The sequence below is a fragment of the Pedobacter boryungensis genome (genome assembly GCF_013204825.1).
Classification (GTDB): Bacteria; Bacteroidota; Bacteroidia; order Sphingobacteriales; family Sphingobacteriaceae; genus Pedobacter; species Pedobacter boryungensis.
Map to the genome: position 1 here is coordinate 1,147,054 of NZ_JABMKV010000001.1, position 18,894 is coordinate 1,165,947.

Below are 18,894 nucleotides of genomic sequence, written 5' to 3' on the forward strand. Positions count from 1 at the left end.
ATACTCAATCAAAAGTAAAATTTAGAAATAAACATTCGAACATTAAATGGTACTGATCAATTTAATCATGAATAAGTTTTAAAATTAATGATTGCTAATTTGATTTAGCCTATCAATAAAGCATATGAACAACAATTTATACCTATAAAAACTAAATCTAAGTTTTGGCTGTTTATTTTTTGTTGACCGATGGTCGGTTGGCAAGCAACCTAATGACAAGAACATGAAAACCAAGTATCTATTACTTTGTGCCTTATCTAGTGCACTTTTATTTGCCTGCAATGCGAAACCTGATCCCTCTAGCCAGAACGACACTACTCAAATCTCAAAGGAACCAGTTGATACTGCGCTTGCTACCAACCCTAATATGGATAATTTTGCCGAAAAAGCTGCTATTGGCGGTATGATGGAAGTTGAATCGAGTGCTAAAATGATCAAGTTTACAGAAAATCCAGATATACAAACGCTTGCTGCTATGATGGTAAAGGACCACACAGCTGCCAATAATGAGTTAAAGGAAATTGCTAAGCGAGAAAAACTTAATCTTCCTCAAACCTTACCGTCTGACAAGATGGAAAAGCTTAACCATATCAGCACGTTAAAAGAAGAAGAGGCTAACCGTTATTATGCTGATTTGATGGTGAAAGAACATCAGGAAGCGGTTGCTTTGTTTACCGCTGCTAGTGAGAATGAAAGCAATGCGGCATTGAAAGCTTTTGCGGTTAAACATTTACCCATACTCAAAGCGCATGCTGCTCATGCAGAAACTGTGAATAAAATGATTCAGAGCATTAAAAATGATAAAGGCGATGTGCCTTTAAAACTTTCGAAGGATAGAGCTAATTAAATTTAGATGGTTATTGCTGCTTTTTTAAGCGGTTCGACAATCTAAAATTAAAGCAAAGGCTTATTGCTCATCACAATAAGCCTTTGTTTGTGTATATTTTTAAGATTCGTAAATAATCACTATCTACTTCACTTCATTTCCATTTCTATCGATATTGAATTTACGTCCATTGAGTTCAACTTCGGCTTTGCCTTTATACAGGCTCCAAGAAGAATCGTATTTGAACGCAATTACTGTTTTACCAGTTTTATCAATAAAGCCATACTTCCCTCCTTTTGGCAAACCAGAAAAAGCTGGTTGGGCACCTAAATTTACCGATGCAAGCCCTTCACTAAATCCATTGGCATAATCATATTTAAGGGGAATAACCACCTTACCTTGCTCATTAATAAAACCATATTTATTGTTGTTTTTTACGACAGCCATACCTTCATAAAAGTTATATACTGCATCGTATTGATAAGGTACTATTTGCTTTCCAGTTTTATCTATATATCCCCATTTACCATCCAGTCCTACCCCAGCAAAACCACCAGAAAAAGATAAACTTTGCTGAAAAGTTGGTTGAATAACAAAGTTCCCTGTTTTATCTATATAGCCATATTTTTTTACGTCGTAAAATCCTTGCTTTACTTCAATAGCTACATTTGCTAATCCTTCACTGAAGTTTGAAGCATCTTTGAATTTCATAGGAATAACTAATTTGCCTGTCTGATCAATATAACCATCCTTATAACTTGAAGATCTAATTATGGCTAGCCCTTCACTAAAGTCGCCTATAAATTCGTTATTGGTAGAGATAATTTCTTTTCCAGTTGGATCCATTAATCCATACTTATAGTTTAATTGCACCACATATAGATTTACATTTTCTTTGTAATAAATCACATCGTACTTGGCAGGCGCAATTATCTTATTGTTTTTGTCTTTTAAGCCATACTTATATGTGGTATTATCCCAATACTGAGTTAAACCTTGAGCATTGGTTATTTTACAAATAACAATAGAGAATAAAACAAGTAGTAAAATTTTTTTCATGTTGAAATTCAGTTAAATTAGGTTTAGGATACTAATTTAAGAAGAATTGCAAATTCCTGTCAATACCAATTTTTAGGTATATGAAATTATTACTTCTTTACCATTCCTTAAATGTATCTATGAGTTTGCAGTACAGAGGATATTCAAAAGTTAAATTATTTTGGCATCCTCCCTATATATAATTAGTGCTTTTTCCATTGATGCATGTTTTTGGTATAATATCGTATAGCAAGCGGGTGAAAACACAGCTTAACTTAATTCTAAAATCAAACAAATTCAATTTATGTGTTGTTTTTGTGTTAACTTTTTCGACATGGCAAATGGATCAGAATTCAGAAGAACAAAACCTAACTCCTAACAAAAACACAGCTCAAGAACGCTTGGACGCGTTAACTGCGGCTTCGGCCGATGTGACTTATAGTCTTAGTGCAGACTGGAAGATTATGCATCCTTTGGACGGACGTGGATTTCTGCTAGATGCCAATCAACCCATAACGAACTGGAAAGAAAAAAATGTTTTTTTAGGGGACCTGAAAATTGTTGATGAGGCAATTGCCAGTGCTATCAAAAACAAAAAGATGTTTGAATTAGAACATCGAGTTAATAGAGCTGATGGTACCATTGGGTGGACCTACTCTAGGGCAGTGCCGATTTTAGACAAAAGTGGGAATATCAAAGAATGGTATGGCATTGCTAAAGATATTTCTAAAAGAAAAGAGGCCGAGATTGCATTGACTGAATCAAGAAAAGCAATCGAAGATCAGCAGCAAATTTATGAAACTATCATATCAGGTACTCCAGATTTGATGTATGTATTTGACCTGAACTATCGCTTTACCTATGCCAACAAAGCATTACTAAATATGTGGGGAAAAACTTGGGATAATGCCATTGGCAAAAGGTTGCTAGATAATGGATATGAACCTTGGCATGCCGAAATGCATGAAAAAGAAATTGACCAAGTGGTAGCAACGAGAAAGCCCATACGCGGCGAGGTGTCTTTCCCCCATGCCACTCTGGGCAAAAGAATTTACGATTATATTTTTACTCCGGTAATGGGCAATGATGGGAAAGTAATTGCAGTTGCTGGAACCACCAGAGATATTACAGAAATAAATAACATTAAGCTAAAGCTACAGGAAACTAGCGAAGAGTTGCAAACTACAAATGAAGAGTTGCGAAGTACAGTTGAGGAAATGGCTGCGACTAATGAAGAACTAATTGCTAGCAATGAGCAATTAATTAGGCTAAACGACCAGCTGCTGGAAGCTAGAAAAAAAATAGAGGATACTGAAATCGCTCTGCGCCTTGCTATAGAAGGAGCTGATTTTGGCACTTGGTATATCAATTCAGTTACTAGAGAATTTATTACTGATGGCAGGCTTAAAGAACTGTTTGGCTTTTATCCTGATGAGGAACTTACTATTGAGCAGGCTATTGCCCAGATTTCAGAAGAATATAGGGAAATGGTTTCTCAAAAATTAGAAAATGCTATTTATAACAATGGCGAATATGATGTGACTTATCCTGTAGAGGGATTACACGATGGCAAGTTGCGTTGGTTACGGGCTATAGGTAATCTAAAAGCAGATTCTTCGGGCGCATTTTCTGCTTTTACAGGAGTTGTAATGGATGTTACCGAACAGAAAACTGATGAATTAAGGAAGAACGATTTTATTGCTATGGTTAGCCACGAGCTTAAAACCCCGTTGACATCACTAAAGGGCTATATTCAAATCGTGCTCAGAAAGCTTCTTACTATGGGCGATGATTCTGCTATTGGCGCATTAGAAAAAGCTTTCGCTCAAACTGTAAAAATGACAGGGATGATTAATGGTTTTTTAACAGTTTCGCGTCTTGAATCTGGAAAGATTAGCATTGAGCCTACGGAGTTTGATCTTGCCCTGCTTATTAGGGAGGCCGAACAAGAGACACATACTACTATCAATACACACAAAGTAATTTTTGATCCAGTAAATAGTACTATCATTAATGCAGATCATGATAAAATTGGACAGGTAGTGCACAACCTCATCTCTAATGCAGTTAAATATGCGCCCAGTAATTCTACTATACGCATTTCCTGCACAAACGATGAAAGTACTGCCTATGTTGCAATTGCAGATGATGGAATTGGCATTAGCGCTCCTGATCTTTCAAAGATTTTCGATCGTTTTTACCGTGTACAGGATAGTAAAATGTCCACTGTATCAGGTTTTGGTATTGGATTATATCTCTGCAAAGAAATCATTGATCGCCACGGCGGTAAAATTTGGGCACAGAGTGAACAAGGTAAGGGCTCTATCTTTAGTTTCAGCCTGCCTATGAACTCTTAAATATATACTGAACTAAAATGTGTTTTAGTTCAGTATCAATTAGAATTCTTAACCCTATTTAAACTGGTCTTAGGTATTTACCTGTAATTTCGTGTTCTTGCAAGGCAATAAAATCGGCTACTTTAAGCGGTTTTGTTAAAAACTCACATACTTGAGGATAGGTAAATGCTTTTTCTCTATCTAAGTCTGAAACGGATGAAGTAATAATGACTACATGAATGTTTTGATGAAACTCATGATCTTTTAGGATATCGAGCATATCCCAACCGCTCATAGAGGGCATATTAATATCTAAAAGCAACAAAAAGGTATGTGTATTGATATGGTTAAGAATATGTTGTAGGGCAAGTTCTGGATCGTGGAAGTATTCTACTTCGGCTGTAATGCCACTAATGTCCATTAGCGTTTTATGAATAAACAGGATGACCTTGTCATCATCAATAACTAATATTTTGGAATTCATAGTGGTCAATCCTTTGTGCTGGCCGTCAAGTTAATTAATATTATCAATTGTAAAGAATATTAAGAAAATTATAGCCTCTATATAATGTTTAAGTGGTCAATTGTTTGTTATTTGCGCTAAATATGGGTAAATGGATTTTAAAAATTAAATTATATCGGTTACAATTTTATAACTACCTTAACTGTATTAACTTGTGAATAGAGAAATTTGTTGTAACCGATATGCTATGTTAAAAATTAAAGCGGATGACAGGCACATTGCCTAATTTAGTAATACATGAAAGAAAATAAGACGCTGCATAACAGTATTGCTTTTTATCAAAAATTGATAGCACATTGTCAGGAAGGTATTTCTTTAATTAATGAAGATGATATAATCATTTATAGTAATGATTCTTCTAAAAGAATAAATGGCTATGCCACTATTGATGATACCAATAATCATATCACAAAATTGGTTCATCCAGATGATTATGCAATAGTTACAGACGCACTTGAAGAAGTGCGGCAGGTAGCAAATGCTCAAAAAACCACTCATTTTAGAATTAAACATGCACTTGGGCATTACATCTGGTTAAAATGTACGTTTACCAACATGCTAAATGATGTAGATGTCAATGCAATTGTGTGTAATTGTATTGATATTACTGAAGCAAAGGAAGCTGAAGAATTGCTGCAGCGCAAAATGGAGGATGATTTTAACACGTTAAAAAATGCTGAAATTAGAGCTAAAAAAGTACTTGAAGAACGTAATACTATATTGGAGAGTATTGCAGATGCTTTTTTTGCTGTAGATAAAAATTGGGTGGTTACTTATTGGAATAACTCTGCCGCAAAGGTGTTGCTTAAACCGAAAGAGGAAGTGCTACACCATAATTTATGGGATGTTTTTGCAACAAATGTTAGTTCATTATCTTATACTAAGTACCATGAAGCTTTAGCAACCAACCAATCTGTACATTTTGAAGATCAATATACGCAGTTGCGTAAATGGTATGAAATAAGCGCCTACCCTTCTGACGCTGGCTTATCTGTCTATTTTAAAGACATTACCGAGCGTAAAATTTCTGAGCTTTTATTAAATAACTTGAATGTTTCTTTACATCAGCAAGCTAAAGAACTGTCGGATTCAAATGCTGAATTGGAACAATTCGCTTATGTAGCTTCTCATGATTTGCAAGAGCCACTGAGAATGATTACCAGTTTTTTAACTCAGCTAGAGCTCAAATATAATGATGTAATAGATGATCGGGGCAAAAAGTACATCTATTTTGCGGTTGATGGTGCCAAACGGATGCGCCAGATTATTCTAGATTTATTGGAATATTCTAGAATTGGTCGTTTAAAAGCACAGGTAGAAGAAGTTTCAATTGCAGAAATTATAGAGGATGTGCTTGTATTGTACCGTAAAAAAATTGAAGAGCATGATGCTGTAATCACTTTTAAAGGTATGCCAACTATAAATTCTTATAAGGTTCCTATTAGGCAGCTTTTTCAAAATTTAATTAGTAATGCACTGAAGTACAAGGATCCAAGTCGTGCAGTAAAGATTGCGATTAGTTGTAAAGAAACTGCTCACCATTATCAATTTTGCATTAAGGATAATGGGATCGGTATTTCAAAGGAGTATTACGACAAGATTTTTATTATTTTTCAGCGTTTACACAATAAAGATGAATATAGTGGTACGGGAATGGGTTTAGCTATTGCGAAGAAAATTGTAGAAAACTTAGGCGGAAAGATATGGCTGGAATCTACACTTGGTATAGGTACATCATTTTATTTTACCATTGAGAAAAATAAACCATGAGACCAATAACGATTTTACTTATAGAAGATAATGAAGGCGATATTTTACTGACGATAGAGGCTTTAGAAGATCATAATGTAAGTCATAATATAAAGACTATTAAGGATGGAGCCGCAGCTATTGCTTATTTTGAGCAAGCAGATGATAAGATAGAAATCCCTGATTTAATATTATTAGATATCAATCTTCCTAAAAGAACTGGTCATGAGGTGTTACGTTTTATTAAGCAGCATAAGGTTTATTGCAAAATACCCGTAATTATGTTGACTACTTCTTCGTCTGAACGTGATATGCAATTGGCGCAACAAAACGGCGCAGATGCATTTATGAGTAAGCCGCTAGATATAGACATTTTTATGAAGACCACTAATCAAATTGAAAATTTTTGATGTGATATAGTTATGATTAATTCTACCACAAGCCCATATCGAATTTTAGTAGTTGAAGATAACTTGGGAGATTTTACTTTAATTGAAGAGTTTATTATTGAGCGTGTCGATTTTCCAAAAATTGAACATGCAAATTCTTTTAAAGAAGCAGAAACCTTATTAGCTAAACCTGAAAATATTTATCATATCATTTTATTAGACCTCTCCTTACCAGATAAAAATGGTGAAAATTTAATTCACGAAATTATTGCACTTTCTAGGCATACACCCGTAGTAGTGCTAACGGGTTTCAGTGATTTTGAATTTGGTGTAAAATCGCTGAGCATGGGTGTTTCTGATTATCTTTTAAAAGAAGACTTAAACGCAAATGGCTTGTATAAAAGTCTTATTTATAGTGCAGAGCGTCAAAAAATAAGCAATAAATTAAAAGAATCTGAAAAACAAGTTAGAAGTTTTGCTAACCAACTTAACAATGCTTTAGAGGAAGAACGAGCGCATATTGCAAGGGAAATACATGATGAATTTGGTCAACAATTAGCTGGTCTTAAAATGTCTTTATCTGCCTTGCGAAAACTTAAAAATTCGCCAGAAGCTCAGGAAGAGTTTATTAATTCTTTAGTGGAGGAAGTGAATAACTCTATTGAAATGGTAAGGCGAATTGCGAATGAATTGCGCCCTGTTTTGATAGATAAATTGGGCCTACCTATTGCTTTAGAGTGGCTTGTAAAAGAGTTCGCTAAAAAAACTGGCATGTCGAGCGAGGTTAATGTTGTTGATACGCCACTTGTTTTAGATAAGATAGTAGAAATTAATATTTTTCGCATTTGTCAGGAAGCTTTAACGAATATTGCAAAGCATGCGCAGGCTACCGAAATTAAATTAGATATTGCTTGCATTGAAAATACTTGGCACTTTAAGGTAAGTGATAATGGAATTGGGATACCAAATTCTTTAAACAATTCAATATCTATGGGACTTTTAAATATGAAAGAACGAAGCTACCTAATTGGAGCTACGTTAATTATTACGAATAATTTACCCAGTGGAACAATAATTGAAATAACTGTAAATCCAAATGATTAAGAAAATTTTAATAGCTGACGACCATTCTGCCATTAGAATAGGTGTTAAGCAGATTTGTATGAGTGAATTTGTTGGTGTAGTGATTGGCGAAGCAACAAATGCGATGGAGGTGTTTCATCGATTGAAAAGCGATGTATGGGATATTCTTATTCTTGATATCGATTTACCAGGCAGAAGTGGATTAGAAATTTTGCAGCAAATTAAGGCAGAGAAATCAAAAATACCGGTGTTGATGTTCAGTTTTCATGGAGAACAGCAAATTGCGCTTAGGGCATTGAAACTGGGTGCGGCAGGTTATTTATCTAAAGATGCTGCCGATCTTGAACTTGTGAAGGCAATTAATCAAATTATGTCTGGACGAAAATATGTATCACAAGCCCTATCTGAACAGCTACTGTATATGCTTGAAGCCAATTCTGATAAAGAACCTCATGAATTATTATCTGAACGCGAATATCAAACCTTAATCTTAATTGCATCTGGTAAAACAATAACCGAGATTGCAGAAATATTATTTTTGAGTAAGCCAACCATTAGCACTTACCGAGCTAGAATTCTGGAAAAAATGAAAATGAAAAACAATGCAGAATTAACAACCTATGCCATTACGCAAAAATTAGTCAAATAATCCAGTCTCTTCACGACTTCCTTCTAATTTAATATAACGCAACTTCATTATTATTAGACATCGAACCTCACCCAAGGATAAACTACTATGTACAAGGTTCTAGACTTACATTTCTTCAATCAATAAATGCATTGTTTAGTTTTCCGCGTTAAGGAAAGGCCTTTGCGTTGAAGTCTAAAGGCTTTGCGTAACAGGAAAAGAGCTTTGCGTAACGGGAAAAGAGCTTTGCGTAACGGGAAAAGGGCTTTGCGTAACAGGAAAAGAGCTTTACGTAACGGGAAAAGGGCTTTGCGTAACAGGAAAAGAGCTTTGCGTAACGGGAAAAGGGCTTTGCATAACGTGAAAAGGGCTTTGCGTAACAGGGAAAGAGCTTTGAGTAACAGGGAAAGAGCTTTGAGTAACAGGGAAAAGTCTTCACCTTAAAGGAAATTTAGATTTCTCCTCAAGAAAACACCAATAATTATATAAGTGCTTACCTACCTCCTGTGAAATATTACTTCTATAGTAGGCATGTAGGTAATTTATAACATCCATCTTTACCTTGTCTTATCACACTTTTTGTAGAACAAATTATGACAAGATTTTCATAATTGTAATGATATACTAAGGATAGTGAATTGTGCAAATTTGAATCATTGGAAATTCATTAACGCTAAACTTATAATCCTATGAAAACACGTATCCTTAGCTTAGTAATTATTACCATCGGTATGATGATGATGTCTTTTGTAAGTGCTCCAACTGAAAGCAACTACCATGTTGCTAGTTCGAACGCATTTATTTCTGGTTCAGCAAAAAGTGATCAATGGAAAGTAAACATTAAAAGTGCTAACTGTAAAGGCGTATTTACCATAGAGGATAATGAACTTAGTGATATTCAGAATTTGAGTTTAGGTTTTACTTTAGATCAACTTCAATCTGCAAGTGTGCAGTCAGCAGAAAGCCTGATTACTTCATTGAAAGGCAAAAACTGTGAAGAAATTGAATTTAAACAACAAAGAGTAATGATTCTCCCAATTATGAAGATGATTCATATGATTGGTGAAGTAAAAATTGGCGACCGCGTAAATAGTGTTCCAATGCAAATGAGCACTGAAGCTAATGAAGATGGAAGCATTACCTTAAATGCTAAACAATTTGTAAAATTAAGTTCATTTGGAATTTCATTACCAAATACTAAACCTGGCGATGCAGCTGAAGAAGTGATTATTAATGTTTCACTAAAACTAGAAAAATCAAATTCATAATCACCACTGTTATACATCAAATTCATAGTTAAACCGATTACCCAATCTTGAGGCTGTATTTTCCAGCATGGGCCAATAGCACTCTCAATCAAGAACAAATTTCGTGATATACTTGAACTACCTAAGTCATAGAGAAAAACCACTAATGTCTTTTGATTGTCATCTAGGATACGTAACTTACAATAAACCTAGATAAGACTGTACAATGGGTAGACCTGAAGTAACTAACCAAATAACCAATGGTAAGTTGTCTTTCCGCAAACTAATTGAACATAGTTATGCAGGAGTGACACTTATGGATAAGGATTTGAAGATGATTTATCGAAGTCCTTCTGCTCAACGAATTACTGGCTGGAGTGATTCAGAACGTTCGGAAATTGGTCCCTCCTCCTTAGTTCATCCCCATGATGAAGATATTCTTCAAGATGTATTACTTCGTGTATATGCCCAACCAGGAGAGTCTCTTTCTACCCGATTTAGAATTCGACATTTTGATGGTAACTATATTTGGATAGACTGTACATTAACTAATCTACTGCATGAGGAAGACATAGAAGCGATTGTTTTCAATTTCATAGATATTACTAGGCAGGTAGAACTTGAAGTTGAGCAACATCAGAGCCAAGCTCTTTTGAGGGAAAAAGCTGATTTTATTCGCATGGTAACAGATCACACTCCAGCCATGATTGCTTATTTTTCGGCTGATCTTCGTTGCCGCTTTGCTAATAAACCTTATGAAGATTTTTTTGGTGGAAATCAAAGTGTAATTGGCAGATTAAAATCAGAATTATTGTCTCCAGAAGAGTACAGCACACATCAACGTCACTTAAAAGCTGTATTAAAGGGCCATCGCCAAAGCTTTGAGCGCAGCTTGCCTTCAGAAAATGGCAATACCTTATTTACACATACACAATACTTACCTGATGGACCTCCTGGCAAGGTTAAAGGCTTCTACTCATTAATTTACGATATCACAGAAATTAAGCTTGCTGAGGCCGAAGTTAGACAGCAATCAAGCCAGATGGAAGAATTGATGGACAGTATTACTGATGGATTTTTTTCCGCGGATTCTGAACAACGTTATACTTATGTGAATAAAAAGTTGGGTGAAATTGTTGGCATGAACCCGGAAGATATGATTGGCCGAAATATATGGGAACTGTTTCCAGATGCGGTTGGCTCATCAACTTACGAATGTATTCAGCAAGCACTACGTGAAAAACGATATATTACTAATGAAGATCATTACGTTCCGCTTGGGTTATGGCAGGAAAACAGAATTTATCCTCGAGAGGATGGTTTTTCTATGTTCATTCAAGACATAACCATTCGTAAAAAAGCAGATCAGCAATATTATATGCTTGTTGATCGGGCACCAGACATGATTGGTATACTGGGGATTGATCGTTATTTCAAAAGAGTAAATCCTGCCATGTGTAATCAATTAGAGTATACAGAACAGGAATTACTTGAAACACCTCTAGACTTGTTAGTACACCCAGCAGATCTAGAAGTTAGTCGTGAAAGAACTCTAGCATTTTTAGCTACAGGTGATTTAACTTTATATTTCGAAAATCGATTTGTGTCCAAAAGTGGCAAAACTATCTGGTTATCATGGACAGTGACACGCTCTGAAGATGACGGATTGATGTTTTGTGTAGGTAAAAACATTTCTGAGAAAAAGGAAATGGAAAATCTCTTGCTCAAGGCTAATCAACTTGCCCGGATAGGAAGTTGGGAAATAGATAGGGTGACTGGTATTGCCTACTGGTCACAAATTACGAGAGAGATTTATGAGGTACCTGACGATTTTGTTCCAGGAATTGATAATTGGTTATCCTTTTACCGCGAAGGAGCTGATCGCGATTACATTGCTGGTAAAATGGCAGGGACCATAGCTACAGGACAACCTTGCGATGCAGAAGTAGAATTGGTTACCGCAAAAGGAAATACCCGCTGGGTTAGAGCTATTGCAGAAGCGGAGTTTAGAAATGGAGAATGCATAAGGGTTTATGGTAGTTTTCAAGACATTGATGACCGGAAGCGAGCGGAATTAGCTGCCATAGCTACTCTTGCCGAACGTAATAATATTCTAGACAGTATTGGTGATGGTTTTTTTGCAGTAGATCATAACTGGATAGTTACCTATTGGAATGCCACGGCTGAAAAAACAATGGGTAATTCGAGAGAAATGGTACTGGGTCGTTGTTTATGGGATATTTATAGTGATGTAGTTGAATTAGATTTCTATAAATATTACCAACGGGCAATGCGCACAGGTAATGCCCAACATTTTGAAGATTACTATCCGGCCATGAATACTTGGTTTGGTATTAATGCATACCCCTCACAGAATGGATTATCTGTATTCTTCAGAGATATTACCGAAAGTAAAAAATCATCGCAAGCACTAGCTGAATCAGAAAAACGTTATAGTGATCTCTTTCAGCTAAGTCCATTGCCCATGTTTGTTTATGAGATAGAAACCTTGAAATATTTAGATGTAAATGCTGCTGCAATAACACATTATGGATATAGTAGGGAAGATTTTTTAGCCATGACCATTTTAGACATTAGACCAGTTAACGATATTCCCTTAATACAAAATGTACTTTTAGAGCAACAAAAAGAGCATAAAGTAAAAACTCATGGCACATTTCGCCATCGCAAAAAAAACGGTGAAATTATTCAGGTAGATATTCAAAGCAACCAAATTGTTTATAAAGGTGTAAAAGCTAGAGTTGTACTTGCAAATGATGTAACAGAGCGAGTTCGCTATGTTAAAGCCATTGAAGCCCAGAATAAAAAACTATTAGACATTTCTTGGATGCAATCTCATGTGATTAGAGCACCTCTGTCTCGAATTATGGGCCTCATCCCCTTATTGAGCCAAATTACTGAAGCATCTGCCGAACAGCAAACCATTTACGATTATCTTGTGGCTTCGGCCAATGAACTTGATCAGGTAATTCGTTCTATCACTAAAGCAACAGGAACCATCGATTTAGATGAAGAAGATAAATCGATGTAGAACTTGTCTAGTAGATGTATCTATTTAGTTTTCAATTAGCAACCTCCTTTTCGAGGGATATGTTTATAAATTATTTTACCATCTTGTGCTACAAAATCGCCAGATACAATTGGGTATGCATATTTAGGTGCTACCGATACGCCATGGCTTTTTAAAATTATTTTGTCGTTAACTTTCAAGTTATGCAGTTGCTTAAATTGATTGTTAAGCTTTAAATTTCTGTCAGAATTTTCTGGTCCAAAACTAAGAATATAATCGTCTCCATTAATCTTGACCATCATCCCAAAACCTAATTTTGAACCGGGCGGAAGAGAAAGTGAGGTTACAATTGCTTGCATATTGGTATAATCCTTTACTTGTCTTCTTATTTTAGCAACACCAGCAAACACTTTTTTCCCTTGGGGAGACATTTCCCATTTTTTATATTTAACACCATCAGGGCTAGCTTCCCATCTTTTCATTTCAGATGCTCTTTCAGCAGCAGTTAAAGGCTTTGAAGATGCCTTTTTAGAAACTTCGTTTTTAATTTTACCATTGGCAAATAGTAGTCCGCTTACCACAACCAGTATTATGATTAGCCAATAAATGATCTTTTTCATTTTTTTTTATTAGTTAAAGTCTCCTGATCAATTAGATCAATATCACATTTGTTTATTTAAACCCTTTTGAGTTGGTGCAATAAAATTACTTCAATGTACTTCAGTCGGGTGAATCAGAATTGTAAATTAAAATGTAAATATTGTAAAAAGACAAATGGAGTTAATCTGCATGATAAAAATCAATCTTATAAACAATTCTGGAATACGAAAGCGGTAAAAATTTCAAACCAACTACTACCATAGTTAGTTTGTAACTAAGAACAACTTAATCAGTTATGAAAAAATGCGTATTTGTACTTGAAGATGACCAGTCGCTTCGCGAACTATTTACCTTATTACTAGAAGAAGAAGAGTTTGAAGTAAAGGCCTACCCCACGGCCAGAACCTTTAAAGAAAGTCTTGACAAAGAAACACCAGACATTATTGTAATGGATGTTAAGTTACCTGATGGGGATGGCATGCAGATTTGTGCAGAGGTTAAGGCAGATCCCCAAACTTCAAATATTCCAATTATCATGATGTCAGCACACCGCGATTTTAATCATATACATGACTGTCCTGCAGAGGCTTTCATAGCAAAGCCTTTTGACATCAATTATTTTATTGATAAAGTACAACAACTTGCATAAGGCACTATTAAACTTAAAACAGATTTATGATTCAAGTGGAAGCTCAAATGTAAATACAGAGCCTTTACCCAACTCACTTTCTGCCCAAATCCTCCCGCCGTGGCGTTCAATAATTTCTGAACACAAATATAGTCCAATCCCAAATCCAGATATATTATTGTTGTTTTCTACTCTATAGAAACGCTCAAACAATTTTTCCAAATCTTGTGCTCTTATTCCTATACCCTGATCTGTTATTGAAACTCTTGCAAAACCATCTGAACGACTACAGGTAATTTGAACTGATGCACCAACTGGAGAATATTTCACCGCATTGCTCACCAGGTTATTCAGCACCTGGCCAATCTTAGCCCGGTCACCATTAATTAGAAGTTTATCGGTTCCTTCAAAAAGTATCTGATCTGTTCCATAAACGGAAAAATGTTCTGCTTGACCTTCAGCAATTAATTCTGAAAGATCGAAAACTGATTTTTCGATATGTATCTTTCCCGAATCAAGCCTTGATACGTTTAAAAATCCATTGATCATCTCTGCCATCTGCTTTGCCTGCCTAAGTGGCTGATTGAACATCGAAACTGAAAGCACATCCCCTTTTGAAACCTTACGCTGCATATATTGCAAATAACCAGTAAGCGAGGTTAATGGTGTTTTAAGTTCATGGCTCACCATTGCAATAAAATCATTTTTTCTGATCTCATCTTCTTTGATATCCGTAATATCCATTACCACACCCGAAAAAAGGGTGGCATCGTCGCCAGGCTCTCCAGTTAACTTACCTAAGGCTCTAAGCCAGCGTTTTTTCTCTCCATCACGTCCAATAAGATAAGTAATATCATAGCTTCCTCCTTGGGAAATTACCTTTTCCATCTGTGCCACGGCATCGGCTCGCGAACTTGGATCAATCTGCTCTACCAGCTGCCCCACCGAAACCTCTGCATCTGCAGCAAATCCAAATAGTTGCTTTAACCTAGGTGATGCAACAATATCCATTGTTTTTGCATCAATACGCCAAGTACCAACGTTTGCCCCTTCCACCGCAAGTCTAGTAGTTAGTTCTGCCTGCTCAACTAGTCTTCTTGACTGTACCTGTTGGCTCACATCAACGGCTACGACCAATATATCTGCTACAGCACCTGCAGAATCACGAACGGGCTGATATACTAGGTTAAAGAACAACTCACGTAGTTCGCCCTGATGTTCTAAAAGCGCCCTAATTTCATTAGCATAAAATGCCTGACCCGTACGAAACACATCGTCTAGGATTGATAAAAAAGGTTGTCCTGCAATTTCGGGTAAAGCTTCAGCTAAGGGAAGACCTACTACCCCACTGCTCTTGCCCCATACTTCTAACAACTTGGTATTTGCTGTTTCCACGAATAATTCCTTACCATGCAATACCCCAATGGCAACCGGAGCCTCTTCTATTAGGAACTTGAACCTCGATTCGCTTTTAAAAAGTTTGTCATTGCTGGCAAGTAATCTCATGTTAGCATTAGCAAGCTCTTTGGCCGATTTTTCCAACAAGCGCCTAGAAATCACCCGTTCAGTAATTTCAAAAGACATTACGAGCACTCCGTTCCTATTGCCTGCTAAATCTGACAGTGGCTGATAAGTATAATCTACGTAGGTTTCACGTATGTTTCCATCACCTGCATCAAATAAAACTGGGCTTTCTTTCACATCAATGATCTCTCCAGTATCCATTACTCGTCTTAATTGACCAGCAAAGGGTTGATCGGCCAGATCGGGCAAGATTTCTAAAAATGGTTTCCCTAATACTTCCTCTTTAGTCTTTTTCCAATAGGTTAGGTTACTTGTATTGATCATTTCGACCACTAAATCATAACCCCTAATTACCACTACAGAAGCGGGCAGCATGTTTAAAATTTGCTCTAAATTGGCATTTGCTTGGACCAAGTGATCCCTAGAATTAGCTAGTTCTTCATTTGTTGCTGACATTTCCTCGTTCATTGCCTGCAACTCTTCCGAGAATGCCACATGAGTAACCTTTTCATCTTCATGGGTCGAACGATCTGATAAGGCAGCAGCTCTTAACTCGATCTGGTCCATAACCGCCTTAGCAAGTTTGGCCAACAATTGCCTATCCTTTTTAGAAAATGCTCTAGCCACCTTATCAATAATGCATAAAGTCCCTATCACAAAACCAGCTGGAGAAATTAAAGGTGCCCCTGCATAAAACCTTAGGCCGAAATCTCCTGCTACATTAGGGTTAGCTATCAGACATGGTTCTTTTAAGGCATCTTCATAAACGGTCACTTCACGATCTAAGACAGCAAGTGCGCAAAGGCTTTTGCCACGATTACTCTCCTTTGTACTACCCATGCCAACATTGCTCTTGAAATACACACGTTCAGCATCTACTAAGGAAACTAAAGCAATGGGTACGTCAAAAAATTCCCTAGCTAGCTGGGCCAGATTATCAAAGCAGTCCTCTGGTGGAGAATCCATTATTCGGTATTGTTCAAGTGCTGCAATCCGCTCGGTATCATTTTCAGGAATGATATTCTTTCCAAAGGTATTCTCGATCATAAGATTAAAATGTACATAAATGTACGGCAAAACAAGTAGCTAAAAATGCCATATCCGAACAAGCCCACAACTATTGGAAATAAAACAAAAATTCAGTCCAACTGTTTTAAAACAAATCCAAAGTTCATGTAATGCCAAAGCAAAAAAATAATAATCCTACAAAAGCAGGTACTAATCATAGTAGCCATCATTCAAAAGACAGAATAGCTCATTACATTACCAATATTTTTGGCAGCATCGCCTTTTTGATAAGTTTCCTAATTGCCACAGCAGGTTGGATCATTTATAATAGTGGTATGATTAAGGGAATTAAACCTATAGACCCAGATCCTTATTCTAAATTGGAACTTTTTCTTTCGGCTTTCGCCATCTTCCTTTCAACAGCAGTACTCATTAGCCAGAAACGTCAAGCAAGGCTAGAAAAAATTGCAGAGCAAGTAGAGTTTGAAGTTAATTTGCGAGCAGAAAAGGAAGTTACCAAGGTGCTGGGCATGCTCCAGGCGATACAAGAAAAGCTTGGCATTGTAAACAATGATCCTGAGCTTAAAAAGATGATGAAAGAATTAGATACCAAAAAAATACATGATCAACAAAAAAGAGCCGAAGGAAAAGGTTAATTATCGACATTGCTTTAAAATCATATAAATTTTTCCAGATAAAAAACTTTTCGCTACCAGGAAACGTTTATGTAAAATAATTTTTTGATTTGGACGAAATAACTTATAACACAAAAAAGGCGACAGGTGCCAAGTTGGACCTGGAACTGCTCTCAAAAGTAATGGATGCTACTAATACGGGCATTGTGATTACCGATAATGGGTTGCCAGACAATCCAATTATTTACTGCAATCCGGCGTTTGAAAAAATATCTGGATACTCACGCAACGAGATTATTGGTCATAATTGCAGATTTTTGCAAGGAAAAGACCGTACCCAGCAACAGCGCCAAACTATTGCTAATGCGATAGCTAATGGTGAACCATGCAATGTAGAGATAAGAAATTACACCAAGACCGGAAAACTGTTTTGGAACGAATTGTATATCTCTCCTGTTAAGGATGAAAGCGGGAAAGTTACCCACTTTATTGGTGTGCAAAATGATGTAAGCTCACGTAAAAAATCTCAGTTAGAGTTGGAAATGGCTAACAGTGAAATGGAGAAAACCATTGAACAACGTACCCAACTTTACAAAGAAAGTCAAGAATATTTGACAAGTATTGTAGAAACCATTCGTGAAAGTCTGGTAGTGATGGATAAAGAATATAAAATCCTTAGCGCTAACAATCATTTTCTACATACGTTTAAGGTCTCGTTGAATGAAACTAAAGGTAAATTACTTTTTGAGCTTGGAAACGGACAATGGGATATTCCAGAACTTAGAAAAATGATGGAAGAAATTCTTCCTACTAACAATCCAGTGCTAGACTATGAGGTGGAACACGAATTTCCCCACATTGGTAAAAAACTGATGCTACTTAATGCTCATCGTATCGAGCTTGAAGGACAATACAAAGACTGGATCCTACTGGCCATTGAAGATATCACTGAACGCCGTGCTATTCAACAGCGTAAGGACGATTTTCTTTCAATAGCCAGCCACGAACTTAAAACTCCTTTAACCACAATAGTGGGCTATATGCAAATGATGGAAAGGTTGATGCCAGAAAATGCAACTGATAAATTTAAAAACGTTGTTGAAAAGACTGGTCGGTATGTACAACGACTTAACCAATTGTTATCTGAACTCTTAGACGTTTCACGCATCCAGACAGGTAACATCGAATTGCACCGAGAACCTTTCGACTTTGATCGTATGGTAGTTGAAACTATAGAAGGCATGAGGGGCGCAAGTCCAGACAGAACCATAGAACTTTCTGGAAAAACAGAAATTTTCTATAATGGTGATGAATCACACCTGATCCAAGTTTTGAATAATCTTTTGAGTAATGCTATCAAGTATTCACCCGCAAAAAGCACGGTTGGTGTACAGATCAGTAAGATTAGCGATTTTCTTAGAGTATCAGTATCTGATCAGGGAATGGGTATTGCAACTGACGACCAAGCAAAAGTCTTCGACCGTTTTTACCGAGTTGGTGAAGTTCAACGAGATTATCCAGGAATGGGCATCGGTCTTTATATCTGCCAACAGATCATTTCTAACCACGGTGGAACAATATGGGTAGAGAGTGAAAAAGGAAGGGGTTCGGTATTCAATTTTACCTTACCAATAAACAATTAAGCAGAT

Annotated in this window: 14 protein-coding genes and 3 pseudogenes; 13 read left to right on the plus strand and 4 right to left on the minus strand. The window is 36.5% G+C overall.

The window, feature by feature from the left end; translation table 11 throughout:
• Positions 1 to 223 precede the first annotated feature (223 nt).
• Positions 224 to 847 carry a DUF4142 domain-containing protein gene (locus HQN85_RS04940; RefSeq protein WP_173269396.1) on the plus strand — a complete coding sequence of 208 codons (624 nt, stop codon included), beginning with the start codon at positions 224 to 226 and terminating at the stop codon, positions 845 to 847.
• A gap of 123 nt (positions 848 to 970) precedes the next feature.
• Here HQN85_RS04940 and HQN85_RS04945 read toward each other — a convergent pair whose 3' ends face one another.
• Positions 971 to 1,885 carry a WG repeat-containing protein gene (locus HQN85_RS04945; protein ID WP_173269398.1) on the minus strand — a complete coding sequence of 305 codons (915 nt, stop codon included), beginning with the start codon at positions 1,883 to 1,885 and terminating at the stop codon, positions 971 to 973.
• A gap of 320 nt (positions 1,886 to 2,205) precedes the next feature.
• Between HQN85_RS04945 and HQN85_RS04950 the strand changes: the two genes are divergently transcribed.
• Positions 2,206 to 4,221 carry an ATP-binding protein gene (locus tag HQN85_RS04950; protein WP_173269399.1) on the plus strand — a complete coding sequence of 672 codons (2,016 nt, stop codon included), beginning with the start codon at positions 2,206 to 2,208 and terminating at the stop codon, positions 4,219 to 4,221.
• A 58-nt stretch (positions 4,222 to 4,279) separates the two neighbouring features.
• Here the strand turns inward: HQN85_RS04950 and HQN85_RS04955 are convergent, their stop codons facing one another.
• Complete coding sequence (locus HQN85_RS04955; RefSeq protein WP_173269401.1) at positions 4,280 to 4,684, minus strand: response regulator; 405 nt, start codon at positions 4,682 to 4,684, stop codon at positions 4,280 to 4,282.
• Between the two features lie 276 nt (positions 4,685 to 4,960).
• Between HQN85_RS04955 and HQN85_RS04960 the strand changes: the two genes are divergently transcribed.
• The 8 genes and pseudogenes from HQN85_RS04960 to HQN85_RS15905 form a co-directional block, all read left to right on the plus strand.
• Positions 4,961 to 6,493: a sensor histidine kinase gene (locus HQN85_RS04960; protein ID WP_173269403.1), complete on the plus strand. Its 1,533-nt coding sequence runs from the start codon at positions 4,961 to 4,963 to the stop codon at positions 6,491 to 6,493.
• Positions 6,490 to 6,882 carry a response regulator gene (locus HQN85_RS04965; RefSeq protein WP_173269406.1) on the plus strand — a complete coding sequence of 131 codons (393 nt, stop codon included), beginning with the start codon at positions 6,490 to 6,492 and terminating at the stop codon, positions 6,880 to 6,882. The genes HQN85_RS04960 and HQN85_RS04965 overlap by 4 nt, the downstream gene beginning before the upstream one ends.
• Positions 6,883 to 6,894: 12 nt before the next feature.
• The gene (locus tag HQN85_RS04970) at positions 6,895 to 7,965 is read left to right on the plus strand and encodes an ATP-binding response regulator (protein WP_173269409.1); all 1,071 of its coding nucleotides are present in this window, start codon (positions 6,895 to 6,897) and stop codon (positions 7,963 to 7,965) included.
• Positions 7,958 to 8,593, plus strand: coding sequence for a response regulator (locus HQN85_RS04975; protein ID WP_173269411.1), 636 nt, complete (start codon positions 7,958 to 7,960; stop codon positions 8,591 to 8,593). The genes HQN85_RS04970 and HQN85_RS04975 overlap by 8 nt, the downstream gene beginning before the upstream one ends.
• Before the next feature lie 668 nt (positions 8,594 to 9,261).
• The gene (locus tag HQN85_RS04980; RefSeq protein ID WP_173269414.1) at positions 9,262 to 9,840 is read left to right on the plus strand and encodes a hypothetical protein; all 579 of its coding nucleotides are present in this window, start codon (positions 9,262 to 9,264) and stop codon (positions 9,838 to 9,840) included.
• Positions 9,841 to 10,045: 205 nt separating this feature from the next.
• Positions 10,046 to 11,845, plus strand: a pseudogene (locus HQN85_RS15895) (PAS domain-containing protein); the annotation flags it as partial.
• An 84-nt stretch (positions 11,846 to 11,929) separates the two neighbouring features.
• Positions 11,930 to 12,241 (plus strand): annotated as a pseudogene (locus tag HQN85_RS15900) (PAS domain-containing protein); the annotation flags it as partial.
• Positions 12,242 to 12,265: 24 nt separating this feature from the next.
• Positions 12,266 to 12,871 (plus strand): annotated as a pseudogene (locus HQN85_RS15905) (PAS domain S-box protein); the annotation flags it as partial.
• 35 nt (positions 12,872 to 12,906) lie between these two features.
• Here the strand turns inward: HQN85_RS15905 and HQN85_RS04990 are convergent.
• Complete coding sequence (locus HQN85_RS04990; RefSeq protein ID WP_173269420.1) at positions 12,907 to 13,470, minus strand: hypothetical protein; 564 nt, start codon at positions 13,468 to 13,470, stop codon at positions 12,907 to 12,909.
• 275 nt (positions 13,471 to 13,745) lie between these two features.
• On the opposite strand from HQN85_RS04990, the gene HQN85_RS04995 reads away from it, so the two are divergent.
• The gene (locus HQN85_RS04995; protein ID WP_173269423.1) at positions 13,746 to 14,099 is read left to right on the plus strand and encodes a response regulator transcription factor; all 354 of its coding nucleotides are present in this window, start codon (positions 13,746 to 13,748) and stop codon (positions 14,097 to 14,099) included.
• A 24-nt stretch (positions 14,100 to 14,123) separates the two neighbouring features.
• Here HQN85_RS04995 and HQN85_RS05000 read toward each other — a convergent pair whose 3' ends face one another.
• Positions 14,124 to 16,649 carry an ATP-binding protein gene (locus HQN85_RS05000; protein WP_173269426.1) on the minus strand — a complete coding sequence of 842 codons (2,526 nt, stop codon included), beginning with the start codon at positions 16,647 to 16,649 and terminating at the stop codon, positions 14,124 to 14,126.
• A 131-nt stretch (positions 16,650 to 16,780) separates the two neighbouring features.
• On the opposite strand from HQN85_RS05000, the gene HQN85_RS05005 reads away from it, so the two are divergent.
• Both HQN85_RS05005 and HQN85_RS05010 read left to right on the plus strand, forming a co-directional pair.
• Entirely contained in the window at positions 16,781 to 17,266 is a 486-nt protein-coding gene (locus tag HQN85_RS05005) for a DUF1003 domain-containing protein (protein WP_173269429.1), read from the plus strand.
• A gap of 89 nt (positions 17,267 to 17,355) precedes the next feature.
• A complete protein-coding gene (locus HQN85_RS05010) occupies positions 17,356 to 18,888 on the plus strand; it encodes a PAS domain-containing sensor histidine kinase (RefSeq protein WP_246249611.1) in 1,533 nt (510 codons plus the stop codon).
• The last annotated feature ends 6 nt before the right edge of the window (positions 18,889 to 18,894 follow it).

Coding starts and splice junctions, on each gene's coding strand:
- HQN85_RS04940 (WP_173269396.1), top strand. CDS start 224: ATGAAAACCAAGTATCTATTACTTTGTGCCTTATCTAGTGCACTTTTA.
- HQN85_RS04945 (WP_173269398.1), bottom strand. CDS start 1,885: ATGAAAAAAATTTTACTACTTGTTTTATTCTCTATTGTTATTTGTAAA.
- HQN85_RS04950 (WP_173269399.1), top strand. CDS start 2,206: ATGGATCAGAATTCAGAAGAACAAAACCTAACTCCTAACAAAAACACA.
- HQN85_RS04955 (WP_173269401.1), bottom strand. CDS start 4,684: ATGAATTCCAAAATATTAGTTATTGATGATGACAAGGTCATCCTGTTT.
- HQN85_RS04960 (WP_173269403.1), top strand. CDS start 4,961: ATGAAAGAAAATAAGACGCTGCATAACAGTATTGCTTTTTATCAAAAA.
- HQN85_RS04965 (WP_173269406.1), top strand. CDS start 6,490: ATGAGACCAATAACGATTTTACTTATAGAAGATAATGAAGGCGATATT.
- HQN85_RS04970 (WP_173269409.1), top strand. CDS start 6,895: ATGATTAATTCTACCACAAGCCCATATCGAATTTTAGTAGTTGAAGAT.
- HQN85_RS04975 (WP_173269411.1), top strand. CDS start 7,958: ATGATTAAGAAAATTTTAATAGCTGACGACCATTCTGCCATTAGAATA.
- HQN85_RS04980 (WP_173269414.1), top strand. CDS start 9,262: ATGAAAACACGTATCCTTAGCTTAGTAATTATTACCATCGGTATGATG.
- HQN85_RS04990 (WP_173269420.1), bottom strand. CDS start 13,470: ATGAAAAAGATCATTTATTGGCTAATCATAATACTGGTTGTGGTAAGC.
- HQN85_RS04995 (WP_173269423.1), top strand. CDS start 13,746: ATGAAAAAATGCGTATTTGTACTTGAAGATGACCAGTCGCTTCGCGAA.
- HQN85_RS05000 (WP_173269426.1), bottom strand. CDS start 16,649: ATGATCGAGAATACCTTTGGAAAGAATATCATTCCTGAAAATGATACC.
- HQN85_RS05005 (WP_173269429.1), top strand. CDS start 16,781: ATGCCAAAGCAAAAAAATAATAATCCTACAAAAGCAGGTACTAATCAT.